At 45.1% G+C, this 24,394-nt stretch carries 24 protein-coding genes; 13 read left to right on the top strand and 11 right to left on the bottom strand.

Going from position 1 to position 24,394, the window contains the following annotated elements; translation table 11 throughout:
- Positions 1-81: 81 nt before the first annotated feature.
- Positions 82-1,002, bottom strand: a complete 921-nt coding sequence (gene rbsK, locus QUB77_RS23085; RefSeq protein ID WP_333177697.1) for a ribokinase — start codon at positions 1,000-1,002, stop codon at positions 82-84.
- 243 nt (positions 1,003-1,245) lie between these two features.
- Here rbsK and nblR point away from each other — a divergent pair, with 243 nt between their 5' ends.
- The 4 genes from nblR (at position 1,246) to QUB77_RS23065 (ending at position 3,589) form a co-directional block, all read left to right on the top strand.
- Complete coding sequence (gene nblR, locus QUB77_RS23080) at positions 1,246-1,941, top strand: response regulator transcription factor NblR (RefSeq protein ID WP_333082375.1); 696 nt, start codon at positions 1,246-1,248, stop codon at positions 1,939-1,941.
- A 91-nt stretch (positions 1,942-2,032) separates the two neighbouring features.
- Positions 2,033-2,548 carry a DUF192 domain-containing protein gene (locus QUB77_RS23075; protein WP_333177699.1) on the top strand — a complete coding sequence of 172 codons (516 nt, stop codon included), beginning with the start codon at positions 2,033-2,035 and terminating at the stop codon, positions 2,546-2,548.
- 497 nt (positions 2,549-3,045) lie between these two features.
- Positions 3,046-3,258, top strand: a complete 213-nt coding sequence (locus QUB77_RS23070) for a hypothetical protein (RefSeq protein ID WP_333177701.1) — start codon at positions 3,046-3,048, stop codon at positions 3,256-3,258.
- A gap of 115 nt (positions 3,259-3,373) precedes the next feature.
- Entirely contained in the window at positions 3,374-3,589 is a 216-nt protein-coding gene (locus QUB77_RS23065; RefSeq protein ID WP_333136155.1) for a DUF2949 domain-containing protein, read from the top strand.
- 55 nt (positions 3,590-3,644) lie between these two features.
- Here the strand turns inward: QUB77_RS23065 and QUB77_RS23060 are convergent, their stop codons facing one another.
- From QUB77_RS23060 to trpC, 3 genes are all read right to left on the bottom strand, one after another.
- A complete protein-coding gene (locus QUB77_RS23060; protein WP_333177704.1) occupies positions 3,645-4,802 on the bottom strand; it encodes an alanine--glyoxylate aminotransferase family protein in 1,158 nt (385 codons plus the stop codon).
- Positions 4,803-4,880: 78 nt separating this feature from the next.
- The gene (locus QUB77_RS23055; RefSeq protein WP_041623669.1) at positions 4,881-5,126 is read right to left on the bottom strand and encodes a DUF5340 domain-containing protein; all 246 of its coding nucleotides are present in this window, start codon (positions 5,124-5,126) and stop codon (positions 4,881-4,883) included.
- 352 nt (positions 5,127-5,478) lie between these two features.
- Positions 5,479-6,378 (bottom strand): indole-3-glycerol phosphate synthase TrpC, encoded by a 900-nt coding sequence (gene trpC / locus QUB77_RS23050; RefSeq protein WP_333177707.1) that lies wholly within the window; start codon positions 6,376-6,378, stop codon positions 5,479-5,481.
- A 106-nt stretch (positions 6,379-6,484) separates the two neighbouring features.
- On the opposite strand from trpC, the gene QUB77_RS23045 reads away from it, so the two are divergent.
- Both QUB77_RS23045 and QUB77_RS23040 read left to right on the top strand, forming a co-directional pair.
- Positions 6,485-6,817 carry a DUF433 domain-containing protein gene (locus QUB77_RS23045; RefSeq protein WP_333177710.1) on the top strand — a complete coding sequence of 111 codons (333 nt, stop codon included), beginning with the start codon at positions 6,485-6,487 and terminating at the stop codon, positions 6,815-6,817.
- Positions 6,814-7,173: a DUF5615 family PIN-like protein gene (locus QUB77_RS23040; RefSeq protein ID WP_333177712.1), complete on the top strand. Its 360-nt coding sequence runs from the start codon at positions 6,814-6,816 to the stop codon at positions 7,171-7,173. The genes QUB77_RS23045 and QUB77_RS23040 overlap by 4 nt, the downstream gene beginning before the upstream one ends.
- Positions 7,174-7,430: 257 nt before the next feature.
- Here the strand turns inward: QUB77_RS23040 and QUB77_RS23035 are convergent, their stop codons facing one another.
- The gene (locus QUB77_RS23035) at positions 7,431-8,846 is read right to left on the bottom strand and encodes an NB-ARC domain-containing protein (protein ID WP_333177714.1); all 1,416 of its coding nucleotides are present in this window, start codon (positions 8,844-8,846) and stop codon (positions 7,431-7,433) included.
- Positions 8,847-9,092: 246 nt separating this feature from the next.
- Here QUB77_RS23035 and QUB77_RS23030 point away from each other — a divergent pair, with 246 nt between their 5' ends.
- The 5 genes from QUB77_RS23030 (at position 9,093) to QUB77_RS23010 (ending at position 13,263) form a co-directional block, all read left to right on the top strand.
- On the top strand, positions 9,093-11,594 hold the full coding sequence (locus QUB77_RS23030; protein ID WP_333177716.1) for a hypothetical protein: 2,502 nt from the start codon (positions 9,093-9,095) through the stop codon (positions 11,592-11,594).
- Positions 11,595-11,931: 337 nt separating this feature from the next.
- Entirely contained in the window at positions 11,932-12,150 is a 219-nt protein-coding gene (locus QUB77_RS23025) for a type II toxin-antitoxin system RelE/ParE family toxin (RefSeq protein WP_333177718.1), read from the top strand.
- Between the two features lie 16 nt (positions 12,151-12,166).
- Complete coding sequence (locus QUB77_RS23020) at positions 12,167-12,487, top strand: helix-turn-helix transcriptional regulator (RefSeq protein ID WP_333177721.1); 321 nt, start codon at positions 12,167-12,169, stop codon at positions 12,485-12,487.
- Positions 12,488-12,550: 63 nt separating this feature from the next.
- The gene (locus tag QUB77_RS23015; protein WP_333177723.1) at positions 12,551-12,877 is read left to right on the top strand and encodes a nucleotidyltransferase domain-containing protein; all 327 of its coding nucleotides are present in this window, start codon (positions 12,551-12,553) and stop codon (positions 12,875-12,877) included.
- Complete coding sequence (locus tag QUB77_RS23010) at positions 12,874-13,263, top strand: HEPN domain-containing protein (protein WP_333177726.1); 390 nt, start codon at positions 12,874-12,876, stop codon at positions 13,261-13,263. Before QUB77_RS23015 ends, QUB77_RS23010 begins: the two co-directional genes overlap by 4 nt.
- Before the next feature lie 70 nt (positions 13,264-13,333).
- Here the strand turns inward: QUB77_RS23010 and lpdA are convergent, their stop codons facing one another.
- Positions 13,334-14,770, bottom strand: coding sequence for a dihydrolipoyl dehydrogenase (gene lpdA, locus QUB77_RS23005; RefSeq protein WP_333177729.1), 1,437 nt, complete (start codon positions 14,768-14,770; stop codon positions 13,334-13,336).
- A gap of 446 nt (positions 14,771-15,216) precedes the next feature.
- Here lpdA and QUB77_RS23000 point away from each other — a divergent pair, with 446 nt between their 5' ends.
- The gene (locus QUB77_RS23000; protein ID WP_333177731.1) at positions 15,217-15,495 is read left to right on the top strand and encodes a hypothetical protein; all 279 of its coding nucleotides are present in this window, start codon (positions 15,217-15,219) and stop codon (positions 15,493-15,495) included.
- A 264-nt stretch (positions 15,496-15,759) separates the two neighbouring features.
- Here QUB77_RS23000 and QUB77_RS22995 read toward each other — a convergent pair whose 3' ends face one another.
- From QUB77_RS22995 to QUB77_RS22975, 5 genes are all read right to left on the bottom strand, one after another.
- A complete protein-coding gene (locus QUB77_RS22995) occupies positions 15,760-18,045 on the bottom strand; it encodes a lipopolysaccharide biosynthesis (RefSeq protein WP_333177734.1) in 2,286 nt (761 codons plus the stop codon).
- Positions 18,046-18,222: 177 nt separating this feature from the next.
- Entirely contained in the window at positions 18,223-19,785 is a 1,563-nt protein-coding gene (locus QUB77_RS22990) for a polysaccharide biosynthesis/export family protein (RefSeq protein ID WP_333177737.1), read from the bottom strand.
- 258 nt (positions 19,786-20,043) lie between these two features.
- Positions 20,044-20,763 carry a cyanoexosortase B system-associated protein gene (locus QUB77_RS22985; RefSeq protein ID WP_333177740.1) on the bottom strand — a complete coding sequence of 240 codons (720 nt, stop codon included), beginning with the start codon at positions 20,761-20,763 and terminating at the stop codon, positions 20,044-20,046.
- Positions 20,763-21,638: a cyanoexosortase B gene (crtB, locus tag QUB77_RS22980; protein WP_333177810.1), complete on the bottom strand. Its 876-nt coding sequence runs from the start codon at positions 21,636-21,638 to the stop codon at positions 20,763-20,765. Before crtB ends, QUB77_RS22985 begins: the two co-directional genes overlap by 1 nt.
- 149 nt (positions 21,639-21,787) lie before the next feature.
- On the bottom strand, positions 21,788-22,927 hold the full coding sequence (locus QUB77_RS22975; RefSeq protein WP_333177743.1) for a DegT/DnrJ/EryC1/StrS family aminotransferase: 1,140 nt from the start codon (positions 22,925-22,927) through the stop codon (positions 21,788-21,790).
- A gap of 302 nt (positions 22,928-23,229) precedes the next feature.
- Here QUB77_RS22975 and QUB77_RS22970 point away from each other — a divergent pair, with 302 nt between their 5' ends.
- Entirely contained in the window at positions 23,230-24,267 is a 1,038-nt protein-coding gene (locus QUB77_RS22970; protein WP_333177747.1) for an NADP(H)-dependent aldo-keto reductase, read from the top strand.
- The last annotated feature ends 127 nt before the right edge of the window (positions 24,268-24,394 follow it).

Raw genomic sequence — 24,394 nt, 5'->3', positions numbered from 1 at the left:
AAATTCAACTAACGCGCACCTTACTAAAGTAGGGTGCGCATTGCGCACCTGACAAATTCAACTAACGCGCACCTTACAAATTCAAATTAAATTATGCAAAAAATTATCAAAAGTTGCCCGATCGGGCATAGCCACTTGAGCACCCCTTTTAGTTGTGCACAGAGCGCCCGCTGCTGCGCCCCACCGCACCGCCTCTGACAAGGACAGACCGGCATCTAAGGCGGAGGCCAACCCGCCGTTAAAAGCATCGCCAGCAGCCACAGTGTCGATCGCCTCCACAGCAAAAGCCGGTACAAAAAAGGTTTCATCCGCCGTAACAGCAACAGCCCCGCGATCGCCCAATTTGACAATAACATTCTTGACACCGCGCTCCTGCAACTGTTTGGCAGCTAAAATCGCGGTTTCCGTGTCATTCACCCGAAAACCGACTAACTGACCCGCTTCCACTTCATTCGGCGTGAGAATGTCAATTAGCGGATAAAGTTCGATCGGCAAATCCGCCCTAGCTGGTGCTGGATCGAGAATAACTCGCACCCCCGCTTGACAAGCAATTTTCGCAGCTTTTTGGACAACTTCCAGGGGAATTTCTAACTGCAACAGCAAAGATGTAGCTGTTGTTAACAGTTTTTGGAGACATTCTAGATCAGCTTCACCGACATTGTTATTCGCGCCCGGAATCACAATAATATTATTTTGACCTGTCTCGTCTACCGCGATAATTGCCACTCCTGAATGAGTGTTTTGGTCTATTAATACATTGTCTGTACTTAAACCATAAGATTGTAAATTTGTCAATAATTCTTCAGCAAATTTATCGTTACCGACGCGACCGATGATGTGGGTGGAAGTGCCGAGACGGGCGGCCGCGACGGCTTGATTTGCTCCTTTGCCGCCGCCTGCTGTGAAAAAATTGCTACCGATGATAGTTTCCCCTGGCTGTGGCAACCGGGGAGTTTTTGCTGCTAGGTCGATGTTGATACTGCCGAATACGATGATGGTCATAAATTATTCAATTTGGTAATTGGTAAGCTGTAGCGCATTTAATTTGTAAGCTACTTTTTACTTAAACTCTTGTAGGGCGGGCAGGATAGCCCGGGGCAAGCAAGCTTCAATTTAAATGCCAAATAGCTTAATTGGTAATTAATAATTCTCCCATTCTCCCACTTTCCCCCTCTCCCTCTCTCCCCCTCTCCCTCTCTTCCTTAAGACGTGCTAGAACAGTTATGGTCTTCATCGGTCAATTCAATGGCTGCAATTACTCTCGATCGCAATCCCTGTGTCCTGCTAGTTGAAACAGACGAAGTTCTCGCCGGACACTTGAGTCTAGACTTAAAATCCTCCGGCTATGAACCGGTAGTAGCTTCTAACACCGCCACCGGCCAAAATTTAGCCCGTGAATTGCAGCCTGCTTTGATTGTAATTGACCGGATACTTGGCCCTGAGTCTGGGCTGTCACTGTGTTCTTACCTCAGAAGTATTGGCAATCGGGTGCCGGTGCTGCTATTGGTCGGTCGTGATACAGTTGACGATCGCGTAGCTTGTCTGGAAGCTGGGGCGGATGATTATTTTCTTAAACCTTACCGCACTGAGGAGTTTTTGCAGTTGGTGCGCTTGTATTTACAGCCGGATAACAGCAGCAACGAACAATTGAGGTTTGGCGATTTAGTTTTGGATTTGGCCTCTAGGCGGGCCCTACGCAATGGACGGGCGATCGACCTGACGATGAAGGAATTTGAGCTGCTAAAGTATTTGATGGAACATCCCCGCGAGGTTTTGACTCGGGAACAAATTCTGGAAAATGTTTGGGGTTACGACTTTCTGGGCGAGTCGAATGTAATAGAGGTTTACATCCGCTATCTGCGGCTCAAGATTGAAGATGAGGGCGAAAAGCGCTTGATTCAGACGGTGCGCGGTGTTGGCTATGTAATGCGCGAAGCTTGAAGAAGTCTGTTGACTGTTGACTGTTGACTGTTGGCTAGTTCCAATGTCCAATTCCCAATCTAAAATCTAAAATCTAAAATCTAAAATCAATATGAATTATTTAGCTACTTTGCTCGGTATTGGAGTAAGTATATTTTTGCTGGGATGTTCGCCGACTTTACCGATCGCGAATGCTGGTGCTACTGGTATTTTGGCGGATCAGTCTTCGACTGCGACAACATCGGGTCAAATGCTGCCTGTTTCTGCTAGAGCTCGGATAGGCGATCGCCCAATCGAACTCGAAGTGGCGAAAACATCGGAACAGCAGGCTATGGGTTTAATGTACAGAACTTCTTTGCCGGATGACAGAGGAATGCTGTTTGAGTTTAAAGCGGCGCGGCGGGTCAATTTTTGGATGAAAAATTGCAAGATTTCTCTGGATATGATTTTTCTGCGGAATGGGGTGGTTGAGGCGATCGAAGTTTCTGCACCTCCTTGTACTGCAGATCCTTGTCCTACCTACGGGCCCGATACTGCTGTCGATCGAGTTATTGAACTCCGGGGCGGGCGAGCTGCTGAACTCGGTGTCAAAGTGGGCGATCGTATTGAAATCGAGTTTTTCCAGTAAAACTTCGGAGTGTTTCAGCAAGTAAAACCTGGAGACAGACAAAATCCCCCGGTTTGCATCGTCCAGAGATCCCCCTGCCTTCGGAATACCGGCGAAAATTTAGAAACTTTACAAAAATTGATAAAATCTATTAGAATATTAATGTAACATTCAGTACAAACACCCAAAGATTTGCTACGATGTCGATCTCAGCCAGTCAGGACTTGAGCTTGTTTCCGGAAGCTGTAGATTGTTGGTCGCAGGTATGAGACGAGTCAGCGACTCGTTACCAATCCTGAGAGACGATACTCAGCCTCAAGGTGTAGCAACACGAAAAGAAATTCTCTGGAAGTTCTGGCGCTCGAGCTAAATCTACTAAACCTATCTAAAGTAATATGCTACGAGCCAAATTAATTGGCGGTAATTGGCAAAGTTAACTTCTGGTAGCAGTTTCGGGTTTGATCGAAATATCTAACTAATTTTCCCGAAGTAGATTTGCGGATTCTGCATTTTGGCAGATGAAGTTAAACTCTGAACTTGGTTTAGTAGTTTTAGGTAGCAGAATTTATTCTGATTCGCGCTCCGAAGATGCCGAGGTATTCAGTTTAGGTTCGATCGCGATCGCAAGTCGATCGGGCCGACATCAGCAAAATTGCAAAACCTTTCACTTTTTGGGAAAGGTTAGCTTGTGCGCTCGCACTCAGCATTATGTTTGGCAGTTTAACCGCTAATACTGTTTTAACAGCTATAGACGGTAAAAAGACAAATTTAAAACTGGCTTATTACTCATCAAAAACATCAGGTTCACATCAGAAAATGGTGTCCTATACTTAGAGGTGAAATCACATGGCACCCGCTAAATACACTCGATTAATTCGATTTTTACAAGAAGATTTGGCAATTTCGCCCGCGTCAATTGCTGTCGCCGAACGTGTCGGCGATAACAAACAGCGGCAGCCTGATAAAGACCCGAATTCCTTGCCGATGGTTCTGTGGCAATACGGTTTAGTCACTCTCGAACAGTTGGATAAAATCTTTGATTGGTTATCCGAAGCATATTAAAAGGATTTTAGATTTTAGAGAGTATCAAAAATCCAAAATCCTTTAACAACTGAGATTAGGATTCAGCCAAGAACTTGGCAGCAGCAGCAACGCCAGCACCCGGAGTGTAGCCTTCATGACCCAATTCTCGCAACACGACTTCTAAAGAGGAAATTGCTGCTAGAATATCGCGATCGGCCACAAAGCCCAAATGACCGATTCGGAAGATTTTACCTTTCAAATGGTCTTGTCCGTCGGCGAGAGCAATGTCAAATCTCTTTCTCATCAAAGTCCGCACTTTTTGAGCATCTACGGATGCTGGCGGCATAACCGAAGTAATTGCAGGGCTGGCGGCATCGTCAGCGGCAAACAACGGTAAACCTAAAGCTTTTACAGCAGCGCGAGTAGTTTTCATTAAGCGCTGGTGTCGCGCGAAAACATTTTCCAACCCTTCTGTTTTCATCATCTGCAGCGATGCTTGCAGGGCAAAAAACATATTGACCGGGGGAGTAAAAGGAGTGGTATTTTTGGCAGCGTCTTTGCTATATTTACCCAAATCCAAATAATAGCGGGGCAGTTTCGCAGTTTTGTAAGCTTCCCAAGCTTTGGGACTGACTGCCACAAAACCCAAACCTGGAGGAATCATGTAAGCTTTCTGAGAACCCGAAGCAATGACATCGATTCCCCAAGCGTCCATCGGAATATTGACAGCGCCTAAGCTAGTGACAGCATCGACCATAATTAAAGCTTCACCGTGGGCTTTAACGTGGCGGTTGATGGTTTCGAGGTCGTTGAGGACGCCGGTGGAGGTTTCCGAGTGCGTGATGATTACAGCTTTGATTTGCTTCTCTGTATCTGCTTCGAGTTTTTCGCGGAAGTGTTCGGGGTCTAAAGGTTGGCCCCACTCGGCTTTAATAATTTCGGCGTTTAAACCGTAGGCTTCGGCGACTTCGGCCCAACGTTCGCCAAATTTGCCGTTAGTGCCGACTAAAACTCGATCGCCCGCACTCAAGAAATTAATTATCCCAGCTTCCATCGCGCCGGTACCAGAAACGGTTAAACTCAGCACGTCACTTTTAGTTTGGTGCAGCCATTTCAAGTTTTCGGTACATTCTGCAAAAATCCCGTCAAATTCCTTGCTGCGGTGGCCCATCGGGTGTTTTGCCATCGCTAACAAGGCCGCTTCAGGTACCGGCGTCGGGCCGGGAATCATCAGCATTAATTTGTTGTCCATGATATTGTCCTAAGTTTTTCTGTGGGAGTTATATAGAATAAATCAAATACGATACGTCACGTCGCTACTCTAACTTTTTTAACTTTTAACTCCCTTGTGGTTAATTTCATTTAGAGACCAGCGGTGTTCTACCGCTAAGTTCGATCGCTCGCAGCTTTGTTCTAATTGCTTTTGAATGGCAAGGGCTTTACGCAGTGTAATAATAAGTTGGTGAACTTGTTGCTGCTGCGGCGATTGGGGACTGACAGCAAACATCGTTTTGCGTTCTAACAATTGAAGTAGCAATTCATAATGAATGTACGAAGGAAGGGGGATTGGCTCCATGAAAGCTAATATACCTCAGCGAACCGACACCCCATAGCAATTGCATGAGGCATCACAGGTGAACATTAGATGCCCGATTTTTTATTTGTTTTCTAACCGTACAATAACCCCCCTGCTTTGCCGATCGAATATTCGGGGCTGGGTGCGTTGGACACGCTAAATCTTGCGATCGACAGGCTTACAGAATAGATTTAATTGCTTTGTGGCAAAATATTTCTATGCAATATAGCTGTGAGTGCTATTTCTTTTTTACAGTAGCGCTTGAGTCGATGCAGGCTAGAAATTCTCATTATTTACCTACTTAATCATTTTTTATCAGAATTAAGGGTGGTTTGTCAAGCGGTCTCGCCTTTCACAGGCTGGGAGGGCGATCGGCAAGGGAGGCTAAAGCAGCACCCGGATCGGGCTGTTTGACTAGAGATTCGCCGATGAGGACGGCCTGAGATCCGGCACTGGCAACTTGAGTTAGGTCGTCTGGAGTGTGGATTCCTGACTCGCTGACGATGAGGATGCCTTTTGCTTGGATTTCGGTTTGGCGCGAGGCTAATAGTTGAGTGGTAGTTTCTAGGCTGACGGAAAAGTCTGCTAGGTTGCGGTTGTTGATACCGATCAGGTTGACACCTTCTAGGGTTAATACTCGATCGAGTTCTTCGAGAGTGTGAACTTCTATCAAAGCTGTCATGCCCAAAGTCTTGACAATTTTCACAAAGTATTGTAAGTCTTTATCTGACAGAATGGCTGCGATTAACAATACAGCATCGGCGCCGTGAATCCGGGCGAGATAGATTTGGTAGGGATAGATAATAAACTCTTTGCAAAGTAAGGGTAAATCGACGGCGGTACGGATTTTAGCGAGGTTGTCGAAGCTGCCTTGAAAGAACTTTTCATCGGTGAGTACGGAGATGCAACTGGCGCCGTTTTGTTGGTAAGCTAGGGCGATCGCCACTGGATCGAAATCTTCGCGAATTACGCCTTTGCTGGGGGAAGCTTTTTTAACTTCGGCGATGATAGCGGGTGTGGTTTTGCCGTTTTTAAGGGCGGCAAGAAAATCGCGGGTTGGCGGTGCAAAGGGGAGTTTTTTGTGAAGATCGGATAACGGGGTGCGATCGCGCTTTTGGGCGACTTCAGCTTCTTTTTCCCAGACGATTTCTTCGAGGATGTGCTGGGGTTCGGCGTCGGGTACGGCGATTTGGTAGCTGAGGTAGAGGACGGAGACGGATGTGCTGGGGGGACGGCGGCGGATTTGAAGCATGATAGGGGGATAAAGGGCGATCGTAACAAGTTTCTATTATATAAGGTCGATCGCCCTTTTCAATTTATGATAAAATGCGATTAACTAAGTATTCGGAGATTAACCGATGCAACTAGAAGACTATTTTGAATTTCTCGACCCCGATGACATCCGCATCAAAGGACATCGGATCGGCATTGACGATGTAATTAAATATTACTTGGATGGATATTCGCCAGACCAAATTCTGGAAGAATTACCAAGTTTGAATTTAGAGAAAATTTACGCGACGCTAACTTATTATCTGCAAAATCGCAAGCAGATGGATGCTTATATGTTGCGGCTGGCGAAGTGGCGGGAAGAACGCTATCAGGAATGGTTGGCTAATCCATCTCCTCTAGCATTGCGTTTGAGAGCAATCAAAGCACAGCGAGAACAGGAGTTACTTAACCTGAAGTGAAAATTCGTTTTTTACTCGATGAAAATTTGCCTCCTAAGCTCAAAAGTGCTGTTTTAAACCTCGATCCGGAGATAGATATTTTGCGGGTGGGTGATTCAAATGCACCGCCATTAGGGACATTAGATCCAGAGATTCTCATTTATTTGGAATCATCGAAACGACTATTAGTGACGGATAATCGCAAAAGTATTCCCGGACATTTGGAGGAACATTGGGCTGCAGGGGGACAAAGTTGGGGATTAGTTTGGGTGCGTCCAAGTGGAAGTATCGGCAGATGGGCAGAAACAATTCATTTTATTTGGGAAACTACTGACGCTGAAGAATGGCTCGATAAGTTAGATTGGATTCCATATTAGAGAATGATGTGGAAAAAGTGCGTGCAGCGTAGCTATCTCGTAGGAGATCGCACTTTTGGGCTGCCAAAATTGTTTCGCTAACCCGCAAGTCCGCCAGGGGTTGAAAACCCCCGTCTCATAGCAAAAGTCCTCTAAAAGAGGACTGAAAAGCCAATTTAATAAACAAAGGTCGATCGCGCATTGCCAAATTTTACCAAAAGGTCGATCGCACATTTCTAAGTTCAAGATAATTCACTGGACGACAATATAATTTTTTATTACTCACAGTTTGGACGCGAATAGTTAGTTTTGACATACTCTTTTAGTACGGGCCCAAGGCTGAAAAATGTGCGATCGCCCTCCGGGATTTTTTCAACTAATGAACGCCGTCCCAAGGATTGCATAACTTTCCAAAATTGCGATCGAGATAATTGCAGATTCTCTGGCACTTTTGAGATGGAAACTGGCGCGGTTTCACTCGCTAGCCATGACATTACCTGTTTTTCTAACTCGGATAAGCGATTAAATGGCTGATGCAGTAAAGATTCTAAATCACCTAAAAATAGTAAATCGTCAGATAAAAATTCCGATAGGCTGCCGTCAAATAAATCTTGAATCATTGTAGCCACTATTTTTAACCACAAGGGATTGCCTCTGTATTGTTTAATTAATTCTGACCATTTTTCATGTTCCGCTAAACCTTTTTCTCTCAGGATTTCCTCCGCGCCCGCACCTAAACCATTGAGTTGTAATGAACGAACGGGTTGATTTTTGCCTTCTAAGGCAGCGATTTCTCTGGGTTGTTCCGAAGTGAGTAGGAGCAAACAACTATTGTGAGATAATTCTCCTACTTGTCTCAATAGCGTGCCGTAATCTTCATATCCAGGTTGGTAATTGCCAGCGAGTTGTCCGCTGCTATTGATATTTTGTACATCATCAAGTATCAGCAGACAGCGGTATTTTTGCAAGTATTCTATTAGGGGCAATCCCCCTGTGGTTGCTTTTTCCTCTGGGGCGGGTACGGGGGCACCGCCCCTACTAAAACATTCGATTATACTTGTTTGAAGTCTTGGCAGATGTGGAGATGTGGCGAGACTTCTCCAGATGACGAAATCAAATTCATGTTTGATTTGTTCGACAAGTTGTGCGGCGAGTGCGGTTTTGCCAATGCCGACTATGCCGTGTATGGCGAGTAAGCGGGTGTTTTCGTGGAGAATCCACTGTTTGAGGGTGGTGAGAGAGGTGGTGCGATCGTAGAAAATGCCAGACTTAGGCATTTCAGCTAAGAATTGACGCAATTTTGGTTCAGTGTTGCCTTTGTTTAGAGGTTCTTCATCGGTTGGTGAATGGGGGAATTTTGGGGAGTGTGAATTATTTTCACAGAAATTGACGTTACCAATGTGTACAAAATCTTTATTGAAGTTCCAGAGATTTGATAATTTTACTTGTTCCAATCTGACTCTAAAATTTGCTTTATTGACTTCTTCGCCTAATATTTTGGAAAATAGCTGCCATAATTCCGATGCCACATCCTTGACGTGACCTTCCGTACAGTGAAATTCATCTGCTATTTTTGAGTATTTCTGACCTTGCCAAGCACTACGAAGTATAGAGTGTTGTAGAGGTTCTAAGTGTTTTCCGGTATTGGCAAAAACTAAGTCATCGGCCAAATTTAAGATTTCCTGAGCGTCCATAGGTAGGCTAGGTGTCGGATTTTTACTGATTTTATCCTACTTTTCCGGCTTAATCCTACTTTGGTAGGTTGTTTCATTTCCGACTTGACTTAATTGGGATTATATTCTAGAAATAAGGTAATTATAACTGACAATGACATATAAACTTTGTAGGCAAGCGAAGTGAAATATTTAAACACAGTACGAAGATTCGCAAAAATCTCGACTCTATTTTTCCTGACAGTCTTCTTGACATATAGCTGTTCAATGACGGAAACTTTGTTTGAAAAAAAACTGGAGTTTCCCACCGCCAGATTAGAAATTAAAGTTACTAGCACACCATCTGGACAAGCTGATTTAGGCGCGGGTCAGGTTATGACCTTTGCTGAAGCCAAATCCCTTAAATCTAATGGCACAAAGATCAGAATACCGAAGCCATCAGGTCAGTCTAATTCTGTTGTCGCAGCTAAATTTGGTAATGAAATCAGGCTGCTGGATTTTGTGATTCCAGGCGAACGCGAGCAGCCTGAATTGAGCTTTGAGTCAACGGCTAGAAGTTTGGTGTTTATGAACCCTATATTTTCTAGCTTGTCTTTCGAGCAGCGTGTTTCTGTGTTTAAAGCTGTTAGTAAAAATTCTAAATTTCAAGAGCTAGTGAAGCTGGTATCGGAGTCTCAGTCAATTTTAGACGAAAAAGCGATCGATCTATCCTCTGACATTGCTCTGTCAGTAGCAAAATCTCAGTTCGCAAAATCTCCCAGCGCTACTACCCCTTCAGAACCTAGTCCTGTAGTAACACAAGTAAAACCTAATAATTCGGCCAACCCTTTTGATCAAGTAGAATTTCCGACACCCGTGTGCGGTGACTCATTACCCGCAGATCCCAAAGCCTATCCTGTCAAACTGTATCCTGTTTTTGTTGATTACAACGAGAGTAACCTACAAAAAATAAAATCTAAATTTTGTCAAGATGCGTTCCCAATAACAAGAGAGAAAACAGGTAAGCAGGCAATACAAGTAGGCTCTTTTTTAACTGTTGACCGTGCTAATGCTTTTAAAGAGTTCATGCTCAAAAATATTGGAAGTGCTGAAGTTAGCGACGAACCTACTGTAATACAATCTCAACCCACATCAAAACTTAATAGCGATTTCAAAAATTTGGTTGCTGCTAATAATATTAATTCAAAACATGGGTTGTTTGACTGGTTAGTGCCACCAGCCAGTGCTCAATCAGGAACGAGCAAAATTAAATATGAGATTGCCAAGCAATTAGATAGAAATTCGGTGCTTCTTGGTCAGGATACACCTCTAGTTTTACATGGACTAGAATTGGAATCAACCTCAGATGGAATCAAGATTTCTGGGACTACTCCAGTCGCCCAACAGGTATTAGTTCTTCCTGCTGGGAAATTTCCCCCTTTTCAAAATGTCACTTTAGAAGATTACAAAAATGGTGGCATCCGTGAATCAGATATTGTTGCCGAAGAAATATTCTTATCAACTGACATAAACTTACCATTCATAGACAACCAATTACCGAGTGAACCATTTAGTGAGCTTCTCAAGCCGAAAATAGGGAGTTGGAAACCTGGTACTTACGATGTAATTATGTCCCCAGGCATTAAGTATAACAGAAACGGCAAGTATGAATTTGGAGCTTATGGTTGGAATAGGGGGGTAGCAGTCATAAATGCTTTTGCGGCATTTGATACCTGGCTCGATCTTAATCAATTAAAAGCAGGGGGAAATAAAATAGGGGGAAATGCAACTGAAACGCCAAAAGAAAAAATGATTAGAATAGCTACTAAATTAAATAAAGCAAATTTACTGAGAGATGATTGTGACAGAGATTTAATTAAGCAGAAAGAAGGTGATAACTCCTTTATTACTTTAATGAATTGTTTCGGGAAGCGAGCAAATTTACTGCAAATTGCATCGATTGTCTATGATGTTGACGGCGATAAAATTGTGAGTGAATTATTCGGTAAATTATTTGACTTGCAGGGTAAACAGCATGAAAGCCTCTTGAAAAAAGTAGGTAAGGGAGGTAATTTATTACTTACCTTGGGTGATGCAGGCAAAAATACTTACACCAGCTTTATGATTGGTGAAAGTATGACTCGCGATATAGTCAAAGGGCCTTACATTGGTCAATTCACTGTGACAGAGATTCCACCCGATCCAGCACTTGTGGCATTATCTAGCTCCACCCAGGTCACGGATTTTGAAGAGGTAGAAATTTTTTGTGGTAAACTTCCTTCAGGAAAGTTTTATGATTTAGAATTTGGTTCGTGCCATGTACTCGGAACAATAGGAATTAAAAACTATAGTAGCAATTGGTATGAAATAGTACAATCCCAAGGAGAAATAACCTTAATTCGCCCAGCTCAAGAAACGGCGATCGGAGTTACTGAAGAAAATAAAAAAGAACTGTCAAAAGTTTTTGTGAAGTGCCAAGCTAAGCAAGAGTGCCCTGGATTCCAAACAAAAGTTATAGCTAAACGTTATATCGGTACTCCTTCCAGGAAAATGGTAGTTAGCTGTAATAGTAAGCCAATTGCAGTTTGGAATATAGGAATATCGCCTAGATGCACTGCTGAAGGAGGAACATATGTTGATATAGCTGCGGGAGTTGAATATCCGGTACAAATAACTCTAAACAACGGGAAAACACTCGATTTAGAACCTATTTTTTTCGGAATGGTACCCTCATCAGCCTATCTTACTTCAACTGGCAGCTCAGTTGAGTTTACTATTGCACCTAAGTAGTGAGTAATGCGGTCGCCCCTTAGAGATGCTAATCTGAAAGTAGTTGATGAAAACTGGCTAATTGATATCGAACCCCGTTTTGTTGTTGCCAAAATTCAGCCAGATTTACAATATTCTGATTGAAATACGATCGACCTTCTCTTTATAAGGCAAGCTGTATTGCCAATATGTCTGATTTGACATACCATCTAAAAAAACCCAAAATATAGATGGTAGATTCGGAAAGCAAACCCCTTGTCTGGCTTAGTGGGGAAGTAAAAACACCGCCATTTTCTACTGATGCGCGTATTCAAGCCGGATTTCTGCTGCGAAGCTACAGGATGGCGAAAGCCTATCCATGCCATTCTCTCGCCCTATGCCAAGCATCGGAGCTCATTGTCACGAAATCCGTCTAGCTGATTCACAGGCAAGCAAAGATTGGCGCATCATTTATCGAATTGATGTAGATGCTATTATTATAGTGGATGTATTTAACAAAACCACGAACAAAACACCGGATTCTATAATTGAAAAATGTAAAAAGCGCTTGAAGCAATACGACGAAATTTCAAGTTAAATCTAGAAGGTATTTTATGGACATAGCTAAACGCCAACGCTTAGAAGCAGCAGGATGGACTATCGGGACAGTAGAGGAATTTCTCGGACTTTCATCAGAAGAAATTGCTTTCATAGAAATGAAACTTGCACTGAGTAAAGCCATCAAACAAAACCGGATTAGCCAACAGATGACTCAGCACGAGCTTGCCCAGAAAATTAAGTCTAGCCAGTCAAGAGTTGCTAAAATGGAAGCTGGCGATCCTTCCGCTTCCCTGGATCTCCTGATTCGTACCTTGCTTATCTTCGGTGCTACACGCCAAGACATTGCTGAGGTAATTCTTAACAGTGGTTCCTGACAAATATCTCATCTTAAGTGAATTAATCAAAGTCCGATCGCCCTCCAATTTTTTATAACAAATATGAGCATTAACGATAAACTTAAGAACATACTGATGCAACTGCGATCGCACTTCGAGCAACTTTACGGCGATCGCCTCACGCAACTGGTGCTCTACGGTTCCCAAGCGCGAGGGGATGCACATCCCGACTCAGATATAGATGTGTTAGTAGTTCTAAAAGCGCCTGTTCAAGCGGGCGAAGAAATTGATAGAACTCTTCAGATTGTAGCAGATTTGTCCCTCCAAAATGATGAAGTGATTAGCTGCCAGTTTATGAATGAAGAAAAATTCACTAATTATCAAGGCCCTTTGCTCAGAAATATCCGTAAAGAGGGAATTTTAATATGACATCGGCTCAATTAAACTTACTCGCAAAAGCCCGTCAAAGCCTTTCAGCGGCTAAGTTAATGTTAGATGGCGAATACCCGGATTATGCAGCCTCTCGCGCCTACTACACTATGTTTTATATCGCCGAAGCATTTTTAGAAGGTGAAGGACTATCTTTTTCTAAACATTCCGCAGTCATTAGTGCCTTTGGCCGAGAATTTGCTCGTACAGGAAGAGTTGCTGTTAAGTTTCACCAATATCTCATCAGAGCTCAGGAATTGCGAAATGCTGGAGATTACGGCGAACTTGATGCCGTTACCAGCGATCAAGCCGCAGAATCTATCGCCCAAGCTGAAGAATTTCTAGAATTAGCCCAAAATGCGATCGGCACTCTACCACCGCCTTAAAACAGTATACCGAAATCCCCGACTTATTCAACAAGTCGGGGATATAAAACAAGAAAACAGCCCCTACAAATTAATGGCTTCCCGCTCCAGCCGCGCGTTTAAACGCCTCATCCAACACTTCCGAAAGCGTCGGGTGCGTGTGCACTCGGAATGCTAAAGTGTTCACAGAATCGCGCTGGGCGATCGCATTTGCCGCTTCCTGAATTAAATCCGAAGCGTGCAAACCGAAAATGTGAACTCCCAACAACTCCCCAGTATCTTTCCGGAAAATCACCTTAGCTGTACCGTCGGTTTCCCCTTCAGCAATAGCCTTAGAATTTCCCTTAAAATAAGTCTTGACAGAAGCTACCTCAAACCCTTCAGCTTTTCCTAACTCTTTAGCCGCAGGTTCCGTCATCCCCACATAGCTAATTTCTGGGTGAGTAAAAGCCGCCGCCGGGATACTCAAATAATCAACTTCGCGAGCTCGCCCGCAAATATTTTCCACAGCAGCAATTCCCTGAGCAGACGCAGAATGCGCTAACATCATCTTGCCATTAACATCACCGATCGCCCACAAATTCTGCACCGGTTCTCCCGCCGCCAAAACCTGCATCTTATCGTTAACTGGGATATAACCGCGCATCGTTTCCACGCCAACAGTTTCTAATCCCAAATTCTTGCTCACAGGAACTCTGCCAGTTGCTACCAAACAAGCGTCAACTTCCAAAACTTCGACAACTTCCTTAGTTTTGAAATCAGCTAATTCAATAATCACCGGCGAACCAGGAGTAATCTTCTTAGCCAAAACACCCACTTTTGTTTCAATATCGCGAGGTGCAATTAACACTCGTTCTGCTAACTTAGCAATATCTGGATCGAAAGTCGGCATCAACTGATCTAGAGCTTCAATCATCGTAATTTCACAGCCCAGTGCGGTGTAAATATCGGAAAACTCCAAACCGATATAGCCACTGCCAATAATTGCAATCCATTTCGGCAGCGATTCCAACCTGACAGCATCGTCGCTGGTAAATACAGTTTTCCCGTCAATTTCTATCCCAGGGGGGACGAAAGGAATTGAACCGGGGGCGAGAATAATATCCTTGGCGGTAATAGTTTTCTCGCCTTTATCGGTTTCGACGGTAATTTTTTGAGCACTGGCAATTTTGCCCCAACCTTGGATGACATCGACATTCAAACGTTTGAGGCTGTTGGTCAAGTCGCCGCGAAGTTTGCTAACAATAGTGTTAGCGTGATTTGCGATCGCCCCGCGATCGAAATCCACACTACCCAATTGAATTCCCAAAGTCTTCAGGTGGTGGGCATTCCGCAAATCTCGCACTCGCCCGGAAGCCGCCAACAGCGCCTTCGAGGGAATGCAACCGCGGTTGACGCAAGTCCCGCCCATGTCGCCCGCTTCGATAATTGCCACTTTCAGCCCGCAGCTAACCGCGTGTATGGCCGCCCCGTGTCCGCCCACGCCAGCGCCGATAATTGCTAAATCGTAATCAAATCCCTGAGTCACCTTAAATTCTCCTAATGCCTTGGAAATCTTAGGACTCAAGCAAAAAACACCGTATGTCCGTCCTTTCGAGGTGGCGCGTTGCCATAGCAACCCTTGAACAGCGGTAATAGTTGCATAAGTCCTGTTTCCTTATTCTCGACTAGACTAGGGTTAATTAGACAACGAAAGAGCCCTAACTGAGATTTTTTCAGGGTCGATGATTTTGAGCTGGGTCTACACAAAGTCTCAAATCACTCACTAGGCGGGTGTACAGTTAAATACAGTTTGAAGGCTGACTCTGCCCGTTGTGGTTTTTATATTGGGGCAGCAACTTGGGCCGCAGGCATTCCCACCGCCCGGTTAAATTCTCTCCTCCTGCTTGTTTTAGTCGGTTTTCATGTCTAATATCTGCACGCACCGGGGCGGACAGACTTTGTTGGCAAATTTTAGACCCTATGGAGTGGCTTATGACGGATGACGACTACCAGAAAGATTTACGCCGGGCTTCGGCTCAATCATTTTTTGAGTCCCTGGATGAATTGTTCGATTCTATAGAATCGAACAGCACTCAAGCTGCACAACCTAAATCTCCACTGCCTCCGGCTAAGCCTTCGAGTCAGTCTTCGAGTCCGCCGAAGAAGACTAGACCTGCGAAAATTAATTTGTCGGATTTTGAAGATGCGATCGCCGATTTGGAACAGTTTATTCAGAGCAAACACTCCAAACGCCCGGAATCCAATCAATAGTGCGATCGACTCATTTTCAAGTAATGACTGTTGACGCTTGACTTTTGACTGTTAACTGTTGACTGTTAACTGTTGACAAGCAAAAAATTTTAGACCGAAGTTCCAGCTCCCAGATTCATCTGTGGAGTCAATTTTTCAATCTCAAATCTCAAATCTCAAATCGACTGGCTGTTAACGCTGCTTTCGGCTTAAGCTGCTTAGATTGCACCTACAAAATATTCACATTTGGTTGAGGATTGCTTTACAAGAATCAAGCCAAATAAATTATCTCAATTTACTATTAATAGCCTTGTTTTTAGGCTTTGACGGCTGCGGTAATTGCCTCGCTCGCACTTCGATCGCGCGATCGCCGATCGCACTCAAAGGCAACTCCAATTCATCAATATCAATATCATTGCGGAACTTGACCGGAATGTCAGCACCGTTAATAATCGCTCCCAACAGCCGCGGCCCGGATTTATTCGACTCGTCCTCCTCAGATTCCAGCAACTGATCTGCAGCCTCAGACAACATACTAGACAAAGTGTAACCAGGCCGCGCCACCAAAATCATACCGTCCGTGTACGGTTCCAGCGTCAGCGCGTCGTTGCACTCGCTCAACGCCGGAGAATCCACAACCACAAAATCAAAGCGGTTGCGAACATCCTCAAACAATCTCCGCATTTCGCTCGATTCGAGTACGGCGGAGGCTTGCCGCAAAAAGCCGGGACTCGGTACAACGTATAGGTTCTCTACCTCTGGAACCAAAAGAACGCACTCGCTAATATTGCCGTAATAGTGCAAAGGTTCCACCGTCGCCAAAGGATCGGCGGCGATTTTCAAAGATTCAACATTAGAAGGCGATCGCAAATCTGCTTCAATTAGCAAAGTCCGCTTACCCGATCGAGCCGATGCAATTGCCAAATTGTAAGCACTAAAACTTTTCCCCTCCAAAGGCGCCGCCGAAGTCAGCAACACCACCTTCACCGGTTTGTTCCCGATCCGGCGCAAATTAGTACGCAACCGCTCGTAAAATTCCAAATAGGGAGAATTTACCTCCAAGGCCAGCGGCATTATTTCATCGCCGTAGGAATCAAACACCGTCACTTCAGGCAAAACTCCCAGTATCGGCACCTCTTTTTCCACCAAAGCCGCCCGCACTTCTTCCCAACTGTAAAACTTGCCGTTGAGCATCCCCAACAAAAATATCAACCCCCCGCCCAGCAGCAATCCCACAAATCCGCCCACCGCAAGCATCACCGGCAAACCTCTCTTGTTTGACTCAACGTCATCAGTTTGCGGCCATTGGGCGATTCTCAAACTTCCCGTTGTCTCAGCTACCGCCGCCTCAGCATCTACCAAAGCCGACTGCATCTTGTCGTAGAGAGCTTTTTTGAACGCCACTTGCTGGGCTAACCGCGCTTGTTCTAACTGCTTGTTGGGGATTGTCGCGTGTTCCCGACGCAATTGTTTTTCAGTTTTCTCGATTCCTTGGAGTTGCTGTTGCACCGCATCCCGCTGCGTTTGCAAAGCAATCAAAGTTTGAGCTAACTGCTGTCTGGCCGGATCTAAAGAAGAGTCTACCCGAATTCGATCGGCACTTCTGAGCGGAGCAGCCACCCCGTTACCGCCGAGTACCTCAGATTGTCGCTGCTGCAACTGCTGCTCAAAAGCAAGTTTTTGTTTGAGCAATTCTACAATTTTCGGGTGTTCCTCCTGCAAGTCGCTGCGGAGAATTTTGAGCTGAGATTCGATCGAAAACAATTGCACTCGCAGTTGGGCAATAATTGGATCGGCAGAGAGTGCTTGAGCGACGTAAGCTTGCTCCACATTCAATCCCAAGCGATCCTGCAAACTGTTAATTTGAGCTTCAATTCCTCCCAACTGCACGCGGAGTTGCCGCTGCTGCTGTTGGATGGTGGTAATCGCTTGCGGCAAAGCACCGCTCTGAGCTGCTAAAATTGAAGTTCCTTCTCGTTTTTCGTAGGCTTCAAGTTTTGCTTCCGTCTCTCTAAGTTCCTGAGTTACTTTCGGCAAACGCTGGTTAATTTGGGTGATCGTTGCTCGCAGTCTAGAAGTATTAATACTTTTGCTGTGTTGCACCATTTCGTTCATCAGCGTCTTTACCACCGCTTCTGCTTGTTTACGATCGGCATTTTTGTACAATATTTGAATCAAAGCGCTGGGGTCATTATTCTTACTGGGCATCTTTACTTGCACATCTTTTGCCAGCTTTTTAGCCAAAGCTTGTACTTTTTCTGCCGCTTCTTCTTTGTTTAATTTTTGTTCCGGTTTTATGAGTTTTTCGGCTGCTGGTTCAACCACCCTTGTATCCAGCAGCATATCTTTAGTTATTTCTTGTCCTTCCTGTTGAATTTTAGTAGTAGTCGATGAAAAAATCACGCTCGGTCTGTCGTAGGCCAGCGTACCTATGGCAAGGTAAACTGGCGCCGGCTTTGGCTGCATAGCCACTACTCCCGACACCCCCACAGTCACCGCGAGAGTAGCCAGTCCCACCCACTTGTATTGGTCGAAAGCAATTAAATAACGTTTGACAACGGATAAAGTCATGACGATTTTAGATTTTAGATTTTAGATTTTAGATTGCTAATTGTTAACGATAACTAATGATTGCTGACAAATGATACCCATTTCCCCAAAAGCTGCAACTGTAGGTAAGTTGTAAACGCATATCGTATAAGTCATTCCCCATCGAAAATCGAACATCGAACATCGAAAATAGTATGACTACCTATCATTACGTGACGGGCCGAACAAATCTGTTACCCCATTTCTCAACTGTTCAAAGAACAGAATAAATCCCAAAGTATCCCGGAATGGTCGAGTAAAAGTATTGAGTACATAACCAATGCGCTCTACCAAATTCCTACCAATAACAATCACATCATTATCTTCGAGCATCGGGTTCTGAGAAACATTGCCCTCCAAAGCAGCTTTAGCATCTATCGAACGGTTGATTGCTCTACCTTGCTTTTCGTCGAACCGAATCAGGGCTATTTTCCGCAAGTTAGCAAGATTAACAGGCAAGTTGTTGAGAGCATCCAAAAACCTGCTGCCATTTTCTACGTAGAACGAGGTCAAACCACCACTAGCGTAACTCAAAACTCGAACGTAGATCCTGGGCTTAATCAGGGTAGACCGCGAAACCAGAGCTTTGTCGTAGTCTAGGTTTTTGGTACTAGCGTCCAATTCCGGGATGACAATCACATCTCCCGACGCCAAAGGAAAATCGAACAAATCGTTACCGTTTGCTAGGGGAGTGTAGAGGTCGATTGGTTCCTCCACGGACGAGCCGTCCATCAGCGTCCGCCGCACTCGCACCTCCCGCAAATCGGCTTTTCCCGTGACTCCCCCCGCAATCACCAAAGCAGCCGAAATTCGACCAGAACCCGCCGGAAGCGTGTAAAAACCCGGTTTGCTGACTTCTCCGGTGACAGTGATTTGGACGGGGACAGCAGCAGCAGCGAGGCTGTACCTGGATGCTAAATCTTGATCGGATTTGCGATCGGGCGTAACCTGTTTATACGGTACAACGATCGCATCTCCATCTTCCAAACGCAAATCCGGCGGAGCAATACCAGTTTGCAGCGGTGTCAAAATATCAACCACTTGCTCCGCGACAGCACCTCCCGGCAGAGTCCGCCGCACCCGCACCGCCCGCAGTTCCGCCGTAGGATTAGTCCCAGCAGCAGCCGCCAAAGCCGCAGGAAGCTGGGGGGTTTGCAGCGGATAAAAACCCGGTCTGGCCACTTCCCCCGTCACTGTCACCACTACGGGGCGCTGAACCAGCAAAGCAGCCGAGACTTGAGGATTTTTGATAAATTGGCCAAAGCGCTCCCGGAGGCGCTGCTGTGATTCTTCGACGGTAAGACCGCGCACATTTACTGTTCCGATTAGCGGCAGTACAATTACCCCTTCAGGGCTGATTGCACCCGTAAAACCTAGCTCTGGGAAGCGCTGAACTTGAACAGAAATCTGGTCTCCCGGTCCCAGGCGGTAGGGCCGATTCCGAAAAGCTGGGTTAATATCCCCGTTGACATTGGTCGGCGGCGGTGGCGGTGGCGCCACAAGCCGCTCGTCTCTTGGAACAACAGATTGAGCTAAAGCCGTTTCCGAAAAAATTTTGCTATTAAAACCCCAGAATACAGCAGCAAAAGATAGAGTCCAAGCAGTTGAATACAGGCCGGCCAAGGAAAAAGCGAGGCGATTTTTAATTGTGAATTTTTCCCGCATTTTGAGAGGATTTAAAAAAGTATTATTTTGAATAATGACCTGAGTTGTAAGTTTCATCTAAATATAGCGACGAGAAAAAACAATAAGATATTTTAGGGGCGAGTTGAATCCGAATATTTACCAGAAAAAATGGGTTTAAAGCCCCAAGCGTTGTAGGGAGAAATTAAAATCCGACTATTCATTACTCCAATCCTCGGACTTCCAGGTAGAGGTCGCCCTCTTGCGGTCAACTGTCAAGCGGTCAACTGAATAGGAAGCCGTTGATTTTGGCAAAATCGGCCCACGCCCTAGGCTGATTTATTTGCACCTACCTGCTTACTCAAACCGAAAAGTTTCTGTAATTAATTTAGCCTGAACACTTTCGGCAAGAGATTCCAGCAATGGTTGAGCTATCTTAATATCGCCCTGCGGTTGAATGGGAAGGATGATACTGACAGCAACCCAAGAGGCGCGGCGGTTCGAGAGTCTAGCAATGCTGTCTTCCCAAAACCAACGGCTGGTTGCTGGAGAACCCCCGTTAGGCCAAGCGTACCATTGCACGACAGCAAAAGTTTGTTGGGGAGTCCAGCTTCGGAAAAACCTCGCCTCGACAGTAGGCGGTGGCTGGTCGGGTATTGGTGCTAATTTTACTGTAAACCTCAAAGTGCGATGAGAATCGGTTTGCCATCGGTGAAATCCATCGATATCTAGCCATTCCACTTGGGGCTGGTTTTTGGGGTAATTTTGAGGCAACAGCAATAAAATGGCAATTGTTTTATCTTTTTTAATTTCTTCAACTAACCATCTGTGAGTGCCAATTTGGACGTTATTCTGAACGGCTATAACCTGCCACCCAGGAATTTTTATCCCATTTTGGCGCACACTTCTTAATTGCTTGAGATTGGCAAGGGTTGGCGGGTTTGTCCAAGGCCACCTTCCCGTCGCGTAGCCGGGAATTGCTACTGCCCCAACTAATACCAGCAAAAACACCAGTACCATAATTTTAGATAATTGATACCGCCGCAGTAGTTTCTGTGCTGAAATCATCTGTTTCATTAATTGCCAGACTGACTTGGGAAATACTTTTCCATCCCGTTGAGGAGAAGTACCAATAACCCTAGTATACAAGCAGAATACAAATCTCCGCCCCATCCGGCGTGTAGCCAAGTAAAAAGCGCCTCTCTGTCGGTTCCGTGAAAGTAAGTTAGCAAAGTATTGCGAAAAATGTTGGAAGTGATGCTAATAATGGATGTAATCACTAAAAACAAAATACTTTTTTTGCGAGAGTTCCAAACTCCCGTCCAATCCAGCAGAATTAAGCTGACGTAAAGACTGGTAAACAGCATTTTTAAGCCTGCACAGTGGGGAGCAACTTCTACAATGTGCTCGTTTACGTACAGATAAATTTCTTCCACTCTCACGTTGATACCAATCTTAATTAATATCCAGCCTGATGCTTCAGCAATGAATTGCTGTAAGGGCAAGGCGTAGGGTTCTATGAGGTAAGGAATGTGGTTCGGCGAGGCCAGAAATACGAACAAAAGCGGCATCGCCTGCAATTGCAAGCCGGAAATTCCTTTTAAAGATAAGCAAATGCTGGCTAGCATTACGGGGAGGGATAAATTTACTAAATCGCTCAAGCGACTCAGATAAAAAAGCGTGGCTAGTACCAGTAAAAAGCCTCCCAAAGGATGCGGTGAGTTGGGCAAGCTGCGCCAGGACTTTCGGTTCATCCAAGCAATATAACCTGCGTAGGGCAAACCAATTAGTCCGTGGCTGAAATATTCGTGTTCGAGGCTGATGCTTTTGTTCAACCAGCCGTCGTACCAGTGTACTAGCAAGGGGGCGTACAGCAGCACTAGGAGCACCGTGATACCTTCCGTCAGGAGGTATCGCTTGAAAACAATGCGAATTTTGCGCTGGATGTGCATGGTTTGAGAAGTTTTAAGATTGCCGCGCTGGATTCGCAACGCTTTCGGGTTTTAAAGTGTGAGTTAAAGATTTGTTAATTCCCCACCAAAACTCTTGGAGAACCGCACCTTACTGCTTGAAACACCTGCCGCATAAATTTTATGAACAATTAGCAATTCAATGATAGTACGATCGCCCGAACAACTTGCTCGATCTGAGTATTGCTCAATCCGGGATACATTGGCAATGATAAAATTTGTTGGCACAGGGTTTCTGCGCGGGGGAAGTCGCCCCGATTGCCTAAGTTTTGGTAGGCGGGTTGCAGGTGGCAAGGTACGGGATAGTGTATGCCTGTTTGAATGCCGTGTTGGGCGAGTTTTTCCTGAAGGGTGTTGCGGTCGATCGAGCTTTCCTCAGTAATTTGGATAACATAGAGGTGATAAATGTGACCGCTGCTGCTGTGGTTGGCGATGGGTACAATGCCTTTGTGTTTCAGGGGTTCTAGTAGAGTATTGTAGTGTTGGGCGGCGTCGGCGCGATCGCGATTCCATTTTTCTAAGTAAGGTAATTTAACATTGAGCACGGCCGCTTGCAAATTGTCGAGGCGGCTGTTGCTGCCAATTTCTGTGTGCAAATATTTACTGGGTGCTCCGTAATTGCGGAGAGTTCGCATTTTTTCTGCGAGCTCTGCATCGTTAGTAATTAACATCCCGCCGTCGCCAAAAGAACCGAGGTTTTTGCTGGGATAAAAACTGAAGGCTGCTGCTTTGCCAATGGCACCGGCGCGGTATCCTTCTCTGGAAGCTAGATGCGCTTGGGCGGCATCTTCAAATATGATTAAATCGTGGCGCTTCGCAAAATCTAAAAGCTGCCGGGGCGATACCATTTGACCGTAGAGGTGTACGGGGATAATTGCTTTAGTTTTCGAGGTAACTGCTGTTTCGGCTGCTGTGAGGTCAATCAGGGCGGTTTCCGGGTCGCAATCTACAAGAATAGGTATAGCTTTGGCTTGGAGGACAGCGATCGCGGTGGCAATAAAGGTGTTAGCGGGTATGATAATTTCGTCGCCCGGATTAATGCCGCAAGCTTGGAGTCCCAGAGCGATCGCATCTGTTCCGCAAGCCACTCCTACGCCGTATTTTACTCCAGAAGCTGCTGCAAATGCTGTTTCAAATTCGGCGAGTGCTTGACCTAAAATAAAGTCTCCTTGCTCAATAATTTTTCCCATTACTTGTTCTATTTGGGATTGGATTGGCTGGTGTTGCAGGGAGAGATTTACAAACGGAACTTTTGGCTTGCGACTACTCATACATCAGAGGGAGAGGAATTATTTATATTAACATTTACCTGCGAATATTTTTGAAGATATTTTTACCGCAGAGGGCGCAGAGTGCTCAGAGTAAAAGAGGATCGAGGGAGAGTAGACTTATTGCACTTCCCAGCTTTCCAATCAAAAAATTATCTGCGTTCATCTGTGTTTATCTGCCTTATATCTGCGGTTGACCATATCTCTCAAAGATTTATGCAAAAAGTATATTAATGGGCGCAGCTTCAACTAAATCCAAATTTTTCCGTAATATAGAATAAGCTATTTTTACGGTAAGGGAAATCATGAAATACAAAAAACTCGGCGACAGCGACTTATCAGTATCTGAGATTTGTTTGGGTACGATGACTTACGGCCAGCAGAACACCGTTGCAGAAGCGGCCCAACAGCTCGATTTTGCGATCGCCAAAGGCATCAACTTTATCGATACGGCAGAAATGTATCCCGTCCCTGGAAAGCCGGAAACTCAGGGAAAAACAGAGGAATATATCGGGGAATGGTTGGCGAAACAGCAGCGGGATAAAGTCATTATAGCGACTAAAGTAGCGGGCAGAAGCACTCGATTAAAGTGGATTCGGGAAGGGAAAAATCAGATCGATCGCCCAAATGTCGAAAAAGCGCTGAATGACAGCCTGAAGCGCTTGCAAACCGACTATATCGACCTCTATCAGATCCACTGGCCCGATCGCTACGTGCCGCTATTTGGCGCGCCGGATTACGACATCGCCCAAGAGCACGAAACTGTACCGATTTTGGAACAGTTAGAAGTATTTGCTGACTTAATTAAAGCTGGGAAAATCCGCTATTTGGGTTTGAGTAACGAGACGCCTTGGGGAGTTGGCGAGTTCTGCACTTTGGCTGAAAAACACGGTTTGCCGAAAGTTGTTTCGATTCAGAATGCTTTCAGTTTGAGCAATCGGACATTTCACCTAAATTTAGCAGAAACTTGCCGCTTTAAGAATGTGGGATTGATGGCTTACAGTCCTTTGGGATTTGGGCTGTTAACTGGTAAATATTTGAATGGAATTCCCGAAAATTCTAGGTTGGCTTTATTCGCTGGGTTTGGTCAGCGTTACGATAAAACTAATCTGAACGATGCGGTGAAAGCGTATGTTGAGATTGCGGGGAAACATGGGATAAGTCCGGCGCAGATGGCTTTGGCGTATGTGCGATCCCGCTGGTTTGTGACTAGCACAATTATCGGTGCAACAAGTCTCGAACAGTTGGAGGAAAATATCGGTAGTTTGGAGGTGAATTTGGATCGGGAGATTATAGCGGAAATCGATGCGGTGCACGCTAAGTATCCGAACCCGACACCGTAAGTTTATTAGTAGGTTGGGTTGAGGTAACAAAACCCAACTTACCATTTTAATATGCGAAAATTACATAGACAGAACTTAGGCACTCCGCCAAAGAAACCGGGTTTTTTAGTGAATCTGCAGGCTGTAA

The sequence above is a fragment of the Microcoleus sp. AT9b-C3 genome (assembly GCF_036705485.1).
Classification (GTDB): domain Bacteria; phylum Cyanobacteriota; class Cyanobacteriia; order Cyanobacteriales; family Microcoleaceae; genus Microcoleus.
Note: the sequence above shows the minus strand (reverse complement) of the source record. Positions and strands in the feature narration are given on the sequence as shown.